Raw genomic sequence first — 14,798 nt, 5'->3', positions numbered from 1 at the left:
ACCATAGGAATTTCCACGCATGACAACGACCGCACAATTCGACAACGTCTCGATCATCAAGCACGCGAACATTTACTTCGATGGCAAATGTGTCTCGCATACCATCCTGCTTGCCGATGGCACGCGCAAGACGCTAGGCGTCATTTTCCCGGCCCTGCTGACGTTCTCGACGCAAGCGCCGGAACAGATCGACGTCAATGCCGGACGATGCCGCGTGCGTAATCCGGGAGAAGAAGCGTGGCGTGAATACGGCGCTGGCGAGTCCATCACCGTGCCGGGCAACACCAGCTTCGAGATCGAAGTGATTGAAACCGTCGACTACGTCTGCCACTATTTTTGAGCGCAGGCTGGGCCGCCGTGGTGTGTGTCCACCACCCCTGCCTTGAACAAAATGACGGTCGATTGGCGAAGGGTTTGTAACGCCGTCAGTCAACCGTCTTCGGGCAATGCACGTCGCATGCGCAGTATGTGCACTACGCGCATTACCTGGACGTGATCTGTCGACGCGCCGCCGCCGGACAGAGCTCCGCGTACATCTGAACAAGCCACGCGTCCGGGCAGTCGTCGCTGATAGAAATACCGTTCGCGTTGACGTCGCTTAACCGGATCTGGCGTTTCTGTAGGGCGGCCCTGAACGCACAGCGTGCCTTATGCCGCAAAAACAGCACACCGAGCACTGCTATGCTGAACACCGTCGCCCTGAGTCCGAACGTGCCCGGATCGTCCAACGGCAGGTGCAGCAACAAGACGATGCAAAGGCATGCCGCCGTCAGCGCCGCCACCGACGCCGACAAGAGCACGGCATGGGCCCGCAATGCGATTGACAGGGTGGTTTGCATAAACAGTCTCTCCGGGCTCGCGCCAAGCGGATTTTGGTTTCAATCTCGAACAGGGCTCCGCGTCCATCCGATGCGGCGTCCATGTCGTTCGGCAACGCGGAATGCGGTCATGAGGCGCTGCCGTTATCCAGCGAAAACCGGCCACCGCACGTCCGACCGAGCCAACGCTGCGCATAGAGTGCGCGGGACATGCTTAAGCGACGCTTATCCGCGCGCGGAGCGTTCAGTTACCAAAAATTGTTTTGAAAGCTTCGGCGCCGCTGTGGGCTGTCGCCCAGGCTTTATTTGCCGATAGCCGCCATCTGCCGGAGGCGACGGGCCAGCGCCTTGGATACCACGGGCTTCGCGCCACCTTCGGCGCTACTGGCAGCTTCGCTTTCCTTGAGGAACACGGCTGTCTCGCGGGCAACGATTTCCCGCTCGTTGTCGGAGGTGATCATGTGGTACGAATCGTCGAGATAGATGGTGCGCAGAACCGTCGAACCCATGTTCGACGCAACGAATTGCGCGTTGCGCGGGCTGGACGTCTCGTCGTCGATCGCATGGATCAGCAGGCAATCGTTCTTGAGCGCGGCCAGCGACTTTTTCACGCTCGCGGCAAGACGGCTGGCCTCGTGCAGCGCGGGAAGCGAGATGCTCGACGGGCCGACTTCGCTCAAGTCGTTGCGCTGCATTGCGCGGCCGACCTTCGCACGCAACGCCTCGTTGCGCAGCCCGAACGGCGCTTCCTCGCGATACCGCCAGCGATTGCGCAACGGCGTGTAATAGGCCCAGCCGAGCAGGAAGCGATACCACGGCATGGCCCAGCCGTCGTAGTCGAGCGTGACGGACAGCAGCACGATAGCCTGCGCGCTGGGCCGCTCACGCAGGAGCGCCAGTGCGAGCGTTGCGCCCATGGAAAGGCCGCACACGGATACACGCGGGTAACGGGCGCTCAGCGCGTCGAATTCCCGAACCGCGGCCGCAACCCACGCTTCCATGCGTAATTCCGGCGTGCCCGCGCTGTAACCGTGGAGGTTGGGTGCGCACGTGGTGAGCCCTTCGCTATTCAAGTAGCGCGCGAGATGGCGCATTTCGAGCGGTGAGCTGGACAGGCCGTGCAGCATCAGGACTGCATGGTCGCTGCCGGAGTAGAAGGTCGACGCGTTCAACGCGGGCGTTTCCTTTGTCACGCTAATCAACCCTGCGCAAGATCAGAAACTCACCGGCGTGCGTGGTAAAGCGCTCGCAAATGCATTCCACGAGTTTATGCATGCCGTCGCCCGAACCCAGGCGCACGCGATGCCGTCCCGGTTGCAAACCGCGCTGAAGCCGTTCGATATCGTCGGGATGCGCACTGGCAAAAAGCCGCCCCGGCGCCATTTCCTTAGCGCCTTGCGCCGCATTGCGATCGACCGCCTGCAGCAAGATGATGGCGTCGTGGTAATGCGGAAGATGCCGCACCAGCCGATGCGTTTCGTCCACCGCCCGGCGCGACAGCGCACGTTCATTATCGGCGCGCAGCAGCATTTCATAGCGTGAAAGCGCCACTGCCGCGATCATTTCCGTGCGGAATTGCGCGCGCCGCAGCCGCTCGATAAGGGTGATGGTCGACAGCGTGACGAGCGGGTACGAAATCGCCAGCATGACGTCTGCACGATTGACGACTGCAATCTCACCGTAAGGTGGCACGAACAGGAAATCGGCAATGCCCAGTCCAAGCAGCATTACCGTCAGCGAAGGGATGAGCCCAAAGAAGTATTCGACCATTGCCGCCGCTATGCAGAAGGCGACACCCGGCATGACCGGCCCCAGGAATGGGTGCAAGGCGAGCCTGACCCCGCTTGCGACACAAAGCGCAAGCGCGCTCATCAGCCACACTCGCTTGCCTCGAGGCGCCCAGCGGCGGGCGTTTTGAATATTCATTAATGCGGTTTGTGTCAGGGAAATAGCCAGGACGGGGATGGATTATTACACACAGTTACAGACAGTGTGACATGCACAAGCTTAAGCGATGCTTAAAGACTTTACGACGCTGGTCACATTGCTAAAACTGTCAGCTTCCAGATAAGGATATGTTAAGGATAACTGCGTAATCTGGAAGCATGCATTGCGGTTGACGAGGCGTTGATTTTAACACCTTTCGCGATGTAGCCATCCCATGTCCGGATATGACGGACGACCTCTTATTCCAGGAGAACACATCATGAAATCGCTCGTATTGAAGTTGCTCGCCGCCTCGGCGCTGACGCTTCCGCTCGCTTCGTTCGCGCAGACCGCGAACGAAGCGGTCACCCGCGCACAAGTCCGCGCCGATCTGATTAACGCTGAACAACAAGGAACGGTTCCCCCGTCGAAAACGCACTACCCGGCGAGTCAGGACGCCGCTTCGAATACGACGCTCCGCGCAGATCAACAAGGCAGCGACACAAACAACGCATACGGTTCCTCGACCTACGGATCGAGCCAGTCAAGCAACGTCATTCCGCTGGTGCCGCGAGAATCCCTTTTCTCGCATCACTGAGCAAAGTCTTGTGCCAAGCGGGATGAAAGTCCCGCGGCTGACGTTTGTCAAAACCTGACAAGGGGCGCTGGTCCAGCGCCCCTTGTTTTATTGCTTTCCGCGCCGCGGTCGCATCAACAACTGCAGCAATACCGGCAACAGCAGCAGCACCAGCGGCAACTGCACGATCAAGCCGGAAATGATCGCTACCGCCAGTGGCTGCTGCATGGCCGATCCCTGGCCCAGTGCAAACGCCAGCGGCAGCAAAGCAAGAATGGCCGCAATGGTCGTCATGGCAATCGGCCGCAAGCGATTTCGGCCCGCTTCTATCAACGCCCGGTCAAGCGGCATCCCTTCATCCCGCATCAACCCTTGCAACTCCGATACATAGAAGATCGCGACCTCCGTGACAATGCCGATGATCATCGTCATGCCCATCATCGCGGAAATGTTGAGCTCTATGCCGGTGACCCACAGGCCGACAAACACCGCTCCGGTCGCCAGCAAGGGCATGGCAAGCACGGCTAGCGCAATGCGAAAACGTTCGTAGAGAAACAACAGCAAGCCAAATACCAGCGCGACGGCCGCGCCGAACACGGTCATCAAACCCTTGAAGGCAATCTGCTGCTGTTTAAACAAGCCGCCTAGTTCGTAATACACGCCCGTGGGCAGCAGATTGGTCGTAGCGAGCACCTTCTGCACGTCGGCGATGGTCGAACCCAGATCGCGCCCATCAATACGCGCCGTCACCGCCACCATACGCTTCAGGTTGTCCCGGCTCACTTCCGGCTGGCCCGTCACGGTCACACGCGAATCCACGCGATCCAGCGCGAACAGATGGCCGTCCGGCGCGCGGATCAGCAACTGGCCGAGCTGGGTATCGGTGAGTGCGAGCGCGCCGGCCACCCGAACCCGAATGCCAACCGTCTTCGGACCATTCTGGAACTGCGTGGCAATATTGCCTTGCACCATGTCGGAGACGGCCTGCGCAATGCTCTGCGGGTCCATGCCTTCGGCCGCCGCCGCATCGGGCCGGATGTGCAGTTCAAGCGCGTCGCCGGCGGGATTGATGCCGTCGTTCACGTCCACCACGCCCTGGACCTTGCCGATCGCCTCAGCCACCTTCCGCGCGGTCGAGTTGAGAGTGGTCTGGTCGTCGGAGTAGATCTTGATCTGCACAGGTTGCGGCACGGAGGTCAGATCGCCGATCAGGTCTTCCATCAACTGTGCAAGTTCGATACTGACCCCGGGCACGTCCGTTTCCACCTTCGAGCGAATCTCCTCCATCACGGTTTCGATAGGCTCGCGCTTGCCGGACTTCAGGCGCACGAAAAAGTCTCCCCGGTTCGGCTCGTTCAGATCGCCGCCCAAGCCTGCGCCGGTTCGCCGCGAGTAAGTGGCAACATTCGGATTCGCGCTGACAATCGCCTCGACCTGCTTCATCAGCCGGTCGGTTTCGCTGATCGATGTACCCGGCTCGGTGTGATAGTCGAGTACAAAACCACCTTCGTCCATGGTCGGCATGAACCCGCTGCCCACCCGCGTGAACGCGAACACGGCAACAACAACGAGCGGTACGAGGCCAATCAGGACGAGCACCGGCCGTGCACTGACGCGGCCGATCAACATTGCGTAACGCGTGTTCATCCACGTTGCCAGACGGGTTTCAGTGTGCTCCTCCGCGTCCTTCGGTTTGAGCCATCGGTCGCAGAGGATGGGCACGGCGAGCCACGTGACCATGAACGAAATGAAGAGCGCGCTTGCCATGGTGACGGACAACGCCTTGAAAAACGCGCCGGTCACGCCGGACAAGAAGGCCAGGGGCACGAAGATAATCAGCGTCGCTGCGGACGACCCGGCAAGCGGCCGCGTGAATTCGAGCGCGGCTGCCATCACGCGGCCATGAAACGCGTTCGCGCCACCCTCGCGCATGCGCCGCATAATGTGCTCGATCATCACGATCGCGTCGTCGATCACCAGGCCCACCGCCGCTGCCATGCCGCCGAGGGTCATGATGTTGAAGCCCATGCCGAACACATCGAGCAAAAGAATGGTCGCGGCCATCACGACCGGCACGAGCGCCACCGCGATCGCGGTGATCTTCCAATTGCACAGGAATGCGAACAGCGTCAGCGCGGCGAGCACTACGCCGATCATGATGGCGTCGCGCACGCTCGTCGCCGCTGCAGTCACCAGTTCGCTCTGGTCGTACCAGTTCGCGAGGCGCACGCCCGGCGGCATCTGCGACTGAAATGCGCTCAGCTTCGCGCGGATCGCCTTCGCCATGGCGACGCTGTTCGCACCCGGCTGCTGGTAGATGTTGACGAGCACCGCGTCCTGTCCATCGGCCGTCACGCGCATCCATTGCGGCGTGACGCCTGCGCGCACCGTGGCAACATCGGCGAGCCGGATTTGCGTGGAACCTTTCGCCAATACCACCACGTTCCTCAGCTCGTCGAGCTTGGTAATGGTCGCGTCCGCAATGACCAGATAGAGCTTGTAGTGATCCTCGATCCGCCCAGTCGCCATCAGTACGTTGCTCGCACCAATCGCCTTTGATACATCGGCGAGCGAGAGCTTGTAGGCCGAAAGCCGGGCGGGGTCCACGGCCACTTCGAACTCGTCGGTCGCGCCGCCGGTCACGTCCACGCGCGCCACCCCTTCCACCGACGACAACAGCGGCCGCATCTGGAACTGCGCCAGATCGTGCAGTGCGGAAAGCGACTGCTGCTTCGACGTCAGGCTATAGGCAAGCACCGGGAACACCGTCGGGTCCATGCGGCGGACTTGCATCGACGTGCCTTGCGGCAACGTTCCAAGGATCTCGCTGATCGACGATTGCGCCTGCAGCGTGGCCTGCGCCATGTCCGTGCCCCAGTCGAAGTTCACCGATATCTCGGCGGACCCGCGGCTCGTCTTCGACTCGACGTCGAGCACGTTGGGCACTCGCCTCAAGGCCTCTTCCACCGGCATGGTGACGAGTGTCGCCATCTGCTCGGCGGGACGGTCGCCGGCATCGAGGGAGACAACGGCGCGCGGGAACGCTACGTTCGGGAACAGCGATATCGGCAGCCGGAACGCGATCAGTGCGCCGGCCACGGCGAGCAATGCGATCACGAACAGCAATGAGCGCCGGTGAGCCTGCATCCATTGGCCGAAGTTCATCGTGGCGCGCCTTCGGCGCCATGCACCGTCATGCCGTCCTTCAACTCGTAGTTGCCGCTGACCACCACCGGTTGCGTCGCACTGAGCGGACCGTCGATGCCGTAGCGGTCGCGATCCTCTACCTGCGTGACCACATTCACGCGATGCGCCTTGTTGCCGGACGCAACCTGGAATACGAAATCGCCGTGATCGTCCTTGAGCACGGCCGAGCGCGGGACGACCCAGTGCATGCCGCGGTTGGTATCGATATCGGCGGCCACGTGCGTGCCCGGAATGAACGCGCTATTGCCGAGCGGCACGTTCGCGCCTACATCGACGAGCTGGCTTTGCGGGTCGATAGAAGCGCCCACCAGGACCACGCGCCCTGTCATGGAGAGCTTCGCGAGCGAGGTCGAGAGGCCGCGCAAGCGGACCTCATCGCCGGTATGGATGTTGACGGCGTCCGAGGGTTCGACCGCCAGCACCACGTTGCCGCGCGCCTGCCGGCCGTTGTCCGCGCCTGCAAGCTGCATGATCGGCGCTCCCGCCTGGACCTGATCGCCCTGTCCCGCCGATATCTGCAACACCACGCCGTCGATAGGCGACGCAACGACCTTGGCTCCGCTCGTGATCCCGCTCTGTGTCTGCGACACCAGCGCCTCGCGGGCATCCTGTGCTGCCTTGCGCGCAGCGGCCAGTTGCGATGCGGTGGCAAGGCCCTTGTCGAACAACGACTGAGTGCGCGCAATCTCGCCATCGGCCAGCGTCGCGGCGCTTCTTGCCTGCGTGGCGGCTAGCGCGGCAGCGGGGTCGGCCTGCACGACAAACAGCGGGTCGCCGCGCTTGACCGGCTGCCCCGTTTGCACGCGCAGTTGCGTGATCCGCGCGATGTAAGGCAAGTTGATCGACGTGAGGTTAGCCGCCGATGCCGCGACGATGCCGTACGCGCGTACGGGTTGCGCAATCACTGCGCGCTGGACCGGGGCGGTCGTGACGGCGACCACGGTGTCGTCGGCAAGGGCGTTGCTTGCTTCGAGGAATACGCTGAAGCAAAAACACAAGGCGATGCAGGCGTGCGTCGAAAGCCGGTTATTTGGCATGGGCTTCAGTCAGGTTCAGGTCGGAAGTAAAAGCGTCGGGGATTGCGCTGCCCAGCAGCGCTTGCAAGCCAACACGCTGTTCGGCCCGCGATTCGCGCAGCGTCGCGATGTCCACGCGTTTGGTCAACGCGGCCGACATCGCATCCGTGTATGCGCCGAGCGCCAGGTTGTGCTCGGCAAAAGCCGCGCTGGCGTCGCGCGCGGCATGCTCCGTTCCGGGCAACGCCGCTTCGGTCTGCTCGAGCTGGCGTGAGAGGATGGCGTCATCGGCACGCAGATGGGCCACGTCGGCGATTGCCTGGTTCAAGCGGTTTTGATATTCATCGCGCAGGCGCTGTCGCGTGCTTTGCTCGATCGCAATGTTGCCGCGGTTGCGGTTGAAGATCGGCAGGCTCAAGTTGATCTGGAATCCTGACGTGTAGACATTCGATGTGTCGCGTTGACGGTCAAACCCCACGGTCAGCGACGGAAACTGGCTCATGATCGCCGCACGATATTTTTGCTCCTGCGCCTCGTAACCCGCTTGCAGGGCAAGCAAATCGGGCCGCCGGCGCGGCAGCGCGGCGACCGCGCTATCCACGGTGGCGTCTTCAAGTGGCGCGTCTTCAGGCTCGCCCACAAGCTGCAATTGCACGTCGGGCGACAAACCCAGCAGCTGGTTCAGGTCATGATGCGTCTGCTCGGCCGCACGTTCAGCATCGGTATAAAGCTTGCGCGCGTCGCTATACGAAGTGAGGGCCGCGGTCAGCGTATCTTCGGTCAGGTTGCCCTCGCGCTGGGCATCGGCCATTCGTTCATAACGCGTGCGCGACAGATCGCGTTGTTGCGCAAGCAACGGCAGCGTCTCCTCTTGAAAGCGCGCCTTGATGAACAATTGTTTTGCCTGCGCCACGACCTGCCACTCCTGCCAGAGCAGGCCAAGATCGGTCTTTGCAACGGTCGCGTCGGCTGACTGCTTGTTGGGTCCACGCGTGAAGATCGCCAGTACGTCCATGGACAAGCCATAATTGAACGCACGCGTTGCCCCCTCCATGCCGGGATAATCGCTGGACACAGCCAGTTGCGGATCCGGCAGCAAGCCGGCCGAAAATGCTTGAGCCCGTGCAATGCCCAGGTCGTCGCGGGCGAGCTTCAGGTCGGGATTGTTCGCCACGGCCAGCATGGCGACCTCTTCGATGTCGAGGCCATCTGAGGGATCGAATCGATGTGCGGCAAGCTCGGGCAGGGGCATGGTCGCCGGATCGATCTGCACGCGTGAGAGCGTAGAGAGCGTGGTCGATGTATCCCGCGGCGCAAGCGGCTCGCGGTGATACCACGTGCAGCCGGCGAGCAGCGCCAGGCACGTGCTGGCGCAAACTAGCTTGTACAGGTACAAACTCGGGGCGGCGGTGAATGCAGGCAAACCTGGCTCCTGGGCGAAGAAAGTGAACGGGCAAGGTTCATCGAAGGAGCAATTGATTCTAGGAAGCCCGTGCTTAAGGAACGCTTAAGCACCCGCCGCCGACAATTCATGCTCGATACTTGTTCGTAGGACCGGGGAGATTTCACGATGCGGCTATTACTGGTGGAAGACGACGAGATGATTGCCGAGACCGTGGTCGACTCCATGCGCCGGCTGGGTTACGCAATCGATTGGGCGGCGGACGGACGCGCCGCTGAGCTGTCGCTTGGCAACGGGGTGTACGACCTCGTACTGCTCGACCTCGGCTTGCCGAAACGCGATGGCCTCCAGGTGTTGAACACGTACCGCAAGGCAGGCGGTGCGGCGTCAGTCATCATCCTGACTGCGCGCGATGCCGTGGACGACCGGATTCGCGGGCTGGATGCGGGCGCTGACGACTACCTCATGAAACCCTTCGATCTCGACGAACTGGCCGCACGCGTGCGCGCGGCGCTGCGACGTCGTACCGGACAAAAGCAGCCTGTTTATACGCATGGCGAACTGGCCCTCGATCCCGCCTCGCACGAAGCAAGCAAGGCCGGTGTGCCGTTGCCGCTGGTGCCACGCGAGTTCGCGTTGCTTCAGGTGCTGATCGAGGAGCCAACGCGCGTATTCAGGCGTGCGGAACTCGAGGAAAAGCTGTACGGATGGGGTGAGGAAGTGGGCAGCAATACCATTGAGGTGCATGTCCACAGCCTCAGGCGCAAGATTGGCGCGGAGCAGATATTGACGATCCGGGGCGTGGGCTACCGGCTCAAGGGACTCGAATGATATCTATACGCCGCTGGCTGCTCGGCTGGCTGATCTTCGGACTGGCCGCGACCTCGCTGGCGGCGGGCTATGGCATCTTCCACACCGCGCGCCGCGAAGCGAGCGAGTTGTTCGACTACGAACTGCGCACCGTTGCGCTGTCGTTGCCGGCGAATATTGCTACAGCCGACGCCGCCGACCGGGCCCGCCACGACTTCAACGGTATAGCCGACGACCGCATTGCGATCGATATCTGGGACAAGCAAGGCAAGCTTGTTTACCACTCGATCAAGGAACCGGCGTTGCCGCGCATCGCGGAAGGATTCAGGTCGATTGAACGCGGTGAATATCGATGGCGCGTGTTCGGCCTGCAGCAGCCCGACCGATATATCCAGGTGGCGCAACCGTTCTCGGTTCGCGAGGATCTTGCGCTGCGGCTCGCCTGGCGCACGTTGTGGCCGCTGGCCCTGGTAGTGCCGGTGACCATTGTGCTCGTGTTGTTTGTCGTGGCCCGAGGACTTGCGCCGATCGGTGGGTTGTCGCGGGCGTTATCGCGGAGATCGCTCGACTCGCTTGAGCCGTTGCAGGCTGGTGTAAGAGTGCCGGTGGAGATTCGGCCACTGGTCGACGCGTTGAATGACTTGCTAAGGCGTTTGAACGACGCGTCGCAGGCGCAGCGAATCTTCGTTGCCGACGCGGCGCACGAGTTGCGCACGCCGCTGACCGCGTTGAAACTGCAGCTTCAGGCGGCCCGGCGTGACGGCACGTTGCAAGGCGACGGTCATACGCTCGAGCGTCTTGAGGGACGACTCAACCGGATCATTCACCTTGCACATCAGCTATTGGCCATGGCGCGCGAGGATGCGAACCGGACGGCGTCGATGCTGCCCATGAGTCTGCGCCGTCTCGCGGAGCGGTCGGTGAGCGACCTGTCGTTGCTGGCGGAGGCCAAGCACATCGATCTTGGGCTGGAAGAGCGCGCGTGCGATGCATCGGACCACTATGTCGTGCTGGGCGATGAACATGCGCTGGGAATCTTGCTGAATAACCTGATCGATAACGCGATTCGCCATACGCCCGAGGGCGGAAAGGTCGATGTGATACTCACGCGCGATACGCAGGGTGTGGGTGTTGAAGTCGTGGATACGGGCACAGGCATTGCACCGGATGAACTGGACCGGGTGTTCGACCGGTTTTATCGCGGCGCCGGTGCGCAGGGGTCGGGCAGCGGGCTGGGGCTCGCGATTGCATCGAGCATTGCTGGGCGACATGGGGCTACGCTCGAGGCGCGCAATCGCGAGGATGGGAGTGGGTTGATCGTGAGGGTCGGGTCGCTGTCGCCGGCAAACGTAACCGGCTAAGCGCTTAATCCACCAACGCCCCATCGTCATCGAAGAATGGATACGGCCCGTCGAACTGCTCGACGTATTCATGATGCGACACGAGCCCCACGCCTGCCGTCCAATAGTGCAAGGCAAACGCACCCGGCTCAAGCACGAACGCCGACGGTGCGTCGGCATGCAGATCAAGCACCACCTGATGCGCGGTCGACGGCGCAATTGAAGCGATTGTCCCCGCAAAGCGCTTATGCACCGGCCGATGCACATGCCCGCACAAAACGCGCTCCACATTCGGATACCGCGAAATCAGCGCCTCCAGCTTCGACGCGGCCTGCGCGTCAAGCGCCATGTCGTCCATATGCCCGATACCGGTAGCAAACGGCGGATGATGCAACGCGACGATCACCGGGCGGCCATCAGCGGCCTCCAACTGATGCTCAAGCCACGCAAGACGCGCATCGCATAACGTGCCCGGGCTTTCCTGCGGCTTCTGCGAATCCAGCGCGATGACCCGCATATCTTGCAGATCAAACGCGTATTGAACAAAGTCGCTACCAGTACCGCTTTCGTGCAAATAAGGTGCATCGAAAACCTCGCGCAAGGCCGCGCGGTCGTCGTGATTACCGACCATCAGATACACCGGCATCTCCAACGGTTTCAGACACGCCGCCAAGTGACGATATTCATCGGCGGTTCCGAAATCCACCAGATCTCCCGTCACCAGCACGGCATCCGGACGCGGACTCAGCGCGTTCAAACGTTCTACACAAGCGCGCAGACAGGCTGCCGTATCGACTTTTCTATATGCGAGCACACCGGGAAGCTTGATATGCAAATCGGTGATTTGAGCGAGCAGCATGGCATCTCCTTGTTTGACCTGAAGCGAGGGAATCAGTGCAATGCGACCCAACCCTCGTCGCGCACCGATATCCCCACGGCCGTTCCCTGCGCCAGTTCAACGCGGCCGGGCACATCGACAATCAATGCATCGGGCGCGGCATCCCTGATTTTCAACCGGGTACGTTCACCCAAAAACAGCGCCGACTCCACCGCGCCGCGCAACTGCGCCGACTGCGGATCGACAAGCACCGCATCTTCCGGCCGAAAGAAGATTTCCGACCGCGCACCGTCCCGAGTCCCGTTCCGCGTTCGCAGTTGCGCGATCAGTCCCGTTACGCTAATCGTACCGCCAAGCGTGACGAATGCGTCATCACGGCACTCGCCTGCCACCCGATTCAATGTGCCGATGAATTGCGCCACCGCGCGACTCGCCGGCTGGTAATAAATCTCGCGCGGCGTACCGCATTGCTCAATGCGCCCCGCGCTCATCACCACGATCCGGTCAGCAAGCGCCATCGCTTCGGACTGGTCATGCGTGACATAGATGCTGGTCACGCGAAGTTCGCGCAGCAACGCGTTCATTTCGGCACGCAGGGTCTCGCGCAGGCGGGCATCGAGTGCGGTCAGCGGTTCATCGAGCAACAATACACGCGGCCTCGGCGCCAGTGCGCGAGCCAACGCAACACGCTGGCGCTGACCACCAGACAACTCGGTAATGGGCTTGTCCGCGTGTGCGGTCAACTCGGTCATCTCCAGCAATTCATCCACCCGTCGACGCGCCGCCGACGCCTCCACCTTCTGGATCCGCAAGCCATAACCCACGTTGCCACGTACGGTCAGATTGGGAAACAGCGCGTAGTTCTGGAACACCATGCCGACCTGGCGACGCTCGATAGGCAAGGCCGTGACATCATCCGCACCGAAACTCACACGGCCGCCGGCATCGGGCTTTTCCAGCCCGGCGATCAGTCGCAGCGTAGTGGTCTTGCCACAGCCTGAAGGTCCAAGCAGCACCAGCGTTTCGCCGGGTTCGATGCTGAGATCGACGGGTTCGAGCACACGCTGCCCGCGAAACGTTTTCGCGCAACGGCTGAGGGTGACGGGAACGGCTTCGAGTCTCATCGTGCAGTCTCTACAGGTTGGGACGGTTGAGTAACGGATTGCCCTGGCGAGCCGCTGCGTGACAACGTGCGCTTGCGTTTTGCTGCGGCGCGGGCACTCTGCGCGCCAGCCGGATCGACACCCAGCCACTGCATCGCAATCAACAACGGCAGCGTCATCAGCAGAAAAAGTATGGTGTAGGCGCTGCCGACTTCAAGACGCATGGACGCGTACGCATCGGCGAGTCCGACCGGCAGTGTCTTGGTGTCGGGGGTATGCAGCATCCATGTCAGATTGAATTCGCCTATCGACAAAGTCAGCACCGCGAGCGCACCGGCAACAATGCCGGGACGCGCATTAGGCAGCACGATGGTCAGGAACCGCTGCGTGAACGACGCGCCCAGACTGGCCGCGCCTTCTTCCATCGTGCGCAAGTCGGTACCCGCGCAGACGGCGGCGACCGAGCGCACCATGAACGGCAAAGTAAAAACCACATGCCCGGCAACGATGAACCACATGCTCGATCGAAACGCGCTCCAGCCGCCATATACGGACAACAAAGCCAATGCCGTAGCGAGCCCCGGCAGCGCGATAGGCAGGACAAGCAATTCTTCGACAAAACGCGCCCAGCGCGTATTGCTGCGCGCCAGCGCATACGCTGCCGGCACGCCAATCGCGAGCGTAATGGCAAGCGTTGCAAGCGCGATCTCGATCGATAACCAGACCGAATCCTGATACATCGACCACACCTGCTCAAGCCATTTGAGCGTCAGTCCACTCGATACGCCACGAAAATAGTTGACGGTCAATCCGGCCATCACAGACATCACCACGGGCACGACCATGAACGCAACCAGCGCAAGCGTCAGCAGCAATTGCCCCGCAACAAGCAGACGACGAGGTCTCAGGAACTCAGGCATCGGCATCCTCATGCGGTAGCGGCAACAGTCGCGCCGGTGAGGCTGCGAGCAACCGCCAGCACGGCCCAGGTGACGAGGCCGAGCACGATCGACAACGCCGCTGCCGTCGCAAGATTCGCGTTCAGCGTGAACTCGGTATAAATGGTCATCGGCAATACGTCGAGGTCGGTGGCGAGCGTGAACGCGGTGCCGAAAGCGCCCATCGCGGTGGCAAAACACACCGCGCCCGCCGCGATCAATGCGGGCATCAGGGCGGGCATAAGCACGTCTATAAAGATGCGCCACGGCGATGCCCCCAGCGAGCGCGCCGCCTCTTCCAGCGACGCATCCAGCTTCGTTGCAGCCGCCATGACGGTAACGATCACGCGCGGAATCGAAAAATACAGGTAGCCCAGGAACAGGCCGCTGAGTGAATAAGCGAACACCCAGCGGTCGCCTGTCAGCCGTGTAGAAATAGCGCCGATCAACCCTTGGCGCCCTGCCAGCATGATCACCATGAATCCCACCACCACCCCTGGAAACGCAAGCGGAAACGTCAGGAGTGCGACCAGTAATCGCTTGGCCGGCAACTCGCGGCGCGCGAGAAACAAACCCGCGATGGTCGACAACGCAAGCGTCGCCGCCGTCACTGCCAGCGACAACGCAATCGTCGCGAGCAAGCTATGCACATAACGCGCGTTGGTCAGGACCTCGCGATACGCGGTGAACGCGTCCGGCACGGCGCTGGCCTGCACCAACGCGACCAGCGGCAGCAGCCAGAACGCGCAGAATACGGCCAGCGCGGGCGCGAGAAGGAAGACCCGCGCGCGGGTGGAGAAGGTGGAATCTTGCATCGTTGAAA

The 14,798-nt window shown here is 61.7% G+C and carries 14 protein-coding genes; 4 read left to right on the top strand and 10 right to left on the bottom strand.

What is annotated here, in order from left to right; genetic code table 11:
• Positions 1-19: 19 nt before the first annotated feature.
• Positions 20-340 carry a pyrimidine/purine nucleoside phosphorylase gene (locus tag SBC1_RS23210; RefSeq protein ID WP_031359973.1) on the top strand — a complete coding sequence of 107 codons (321 nt, stop codon included), beginning with the start codon at positions 20-22 and terminating at the stop codon, positions 338-340.
• Between the two features lie 142 nt (positions 341-482).
• Here the strand turns inward: SBC1_RS23210 and SBC1_RS23205 are convergent, their stop codons facing one another.
• The 3 genes from SBC1_RS23205 to SBC1_RS23195 all read right to left on the bottom strand — a co-directional run bounded on the left by SBC1_RS23205 (position 483) and on the right by SBC1_RS23195 (position 2,744).
• Entirely contained in the window at positions 483-839 is a 357-nt protein-coding gene (locus SBC1_RS23205; protein ID WP_165095381.1) for a hypothetical protein, read from the bottom strand.
• Between the two features lie 281 nt (positions 840-1,120).
• Entirely contained in the window at positions 1,121-1,945 is an 825-nt protein-coding gene (locus tag SBC1_RS23200) for a carboxylesterase (protein ID WP_165101307.1), read from the bottom strand.
• 67 nt (positions 1,946-2,012) lie between these two features.
• Positions 2,013-2,744 carry a DUF4118 domain-containing protein gene (locus SBC1_RS23195; RefSeq protein WP_165095384.1) on the bottom strand — a complete coding sequence of 244 codons (732 nt, stop codon included), beginning with the start codon at positions 2,742-2,744 and terminating at the stop codon, positions 2,013-2,015.
• A 280-nt stretch (positions 2,745-3,024) separates the two neighbouring features.
• Here SBC1_RS23195 and SBC1_RS23190 point away from each other — a divergent pair, with 280 nt between their 5' ends.
• Positions 3,025-3,342 carry a DUF4148 domain-containing protein gene (locus SBC1_RS23190; protein WP_165095388.1) on the top strand — a complete coding sequence of 106 codons (318 nt, stop codon included), beginning with the start codon at positions 3,025-3,027 and terminating at the stop codon, positions 3,340-3,342.
• An 87-nt stretch (positions 3,343-3,429) separates the two neighbouring features.
• Here SBC1_RS23190 and SBC1_RS23185 read toward each other — a convergent pair whose 3' ends face one another.
• From SBC1_RS23185 to SBC1_RS23175, 3 genes are read right to left on the bottom strand one after another with little or no spacing between them, the layout of a single operon-like run.
• Complete coding sequence (locus SBC1_RS23185; protein WP_165095391.1) at positions 3,430-6,486, bottom strand: efflux RND transporter permease subunit; 3,057 nt, start codon at positions 6,484-6,486, stop codon at positions 3,430-3,432.
• Positions 6,483-7,565 (bottom strand): efflux RND transporter periplasmic adaptor subunit, encoded by a 1,083-nt coding sequence (locus SBC1_RS23180; RefSeq protein WP_165095394.1) that lies wholly within the window; start codon positions 7,563-7,565, stop codon positions 6,483-6,485. The genes SBC1_RS23185 and SBC1_RS23180 overlap by 4 nt, the downstream gene beginning before the upstream one ends.
• Positions 7,555-8,967: a TolC family protein gene (locus SBC1_RS23175; RefSeq protein ID WP_241202219.1), complete on the bottom strand. Its 1,413-nt coding sequence runs from the start codon at positions 8,965-8,967 to the stop codon at positions 7,555-7,557. The genes SBC1_RS23180 and SBC1_RS23175 overlap by 11 nt, the downstream gene beginning before the upstream one ends.
• A 147-nt stretch (positions 8,968-9,114) precedes the next feature.
• On the opposite strand from SBC1_RS23175, the gene SBC1_RS23170 reads away from it, so the two are divergent.
• Entirely contained in the window at positions 9,115-9,777 is a 663-nt protein-coding gene (locus SBC1_RS23170; protein ID WP_165095399.1) for a response regulator, read from the top strand.
• Positions 9,774-11,117 carry an ATP-binding protein gene (locus SBC1_RS23165; protein WP_165095402.1) on the top strand — a complete coding sequence of 448 codons (1,344 nt, stop codon included), beginning with the start codon at positions 9,774-9,776 and terminating at the stop codon, positions 11,115-11,117. The genes SBC1_RS23170 and SBC1_RS23165 overlap by 4 nt, the downstream gene beginning before the upstream one ends.
• Positions 11,118-11,121: 4 nt before the next feature.
• On the opposite strand, the gene SBC1_RS23160 is transcribed toward SBC1_RS23165, so the two are convergent.
• The 4 genes from SBC1_RS23160 to SBC1_RS23145 are packed head-to-tail and all read right to left on the bottom strand — an operon-like array spanning position 11,122 to position 14,790.
• Positions 11,122-11,955, bottom strand: coding sequence for a phosphodiesterase (locus SBC1_RS23160; RefSeq protein ID WP_165095405.1), 834 nt, complete (start codon positions 11,953-11,955; stop codon positions 11,122-11,124).
• A gap of 32 nt (positions 11,956-11,987) precedes the next feature.
• A complete protein-coding gene (locus tag SBC1_RS23155; RefSeq protein WP_165095409.1) occupies positions 11,988-13,058 on the bottom strand; it encodes an ABC transporter ATP-binding protein in 1,071 nt (356 codons plus the stop codon).
• The gene (locus SBC1_RS23150) at positions 13,055-13,969 is read right to left on the bottom strand and encodes an ABC transporter permease (RefSeq protein WP_165095413.1); all 915 of its coding nucleotides are present in this window, start codon (positions 13,967-13,969) and stop codon (positions 13,055-13,057) included. Before SBC1_RS23150 ends, SBC1_RS23155 begins: the two co-directional genes overlap by 4 nt.
• Complete coding sequence (locus SBC1_RS23145) at positions 13,966-14,790, bottom strand: ABC transporter permease (RefSeq protein WP_165095417.1); 825 nt, start codon at positions 14,788-14,790, stop codon at positions 13,966-13,968. The genes SBC1_RS23150 and SBC1_RS23145 overlap by 4 nt, the downstream gene beginning before the upstream one ends.
• Between the last annotated feature and the right edge of the window lie 8 nt (positions 14,791-14,798).

Origin of the sequence: Caballeronia sp. SBC1 (assembly GCF_011493005.1) — a bacterium.
GTDB lineage: Bacteria > Pseudomonadota > Gammaproteobacteria > Burkholderiales > Burkholderiaceae > Caballeronia.
The sequence above is the reverse complement of the archived record's forward strand: the minus strand, read 5'-3'. Positions and strand labels throughout refer to the sequence as shown.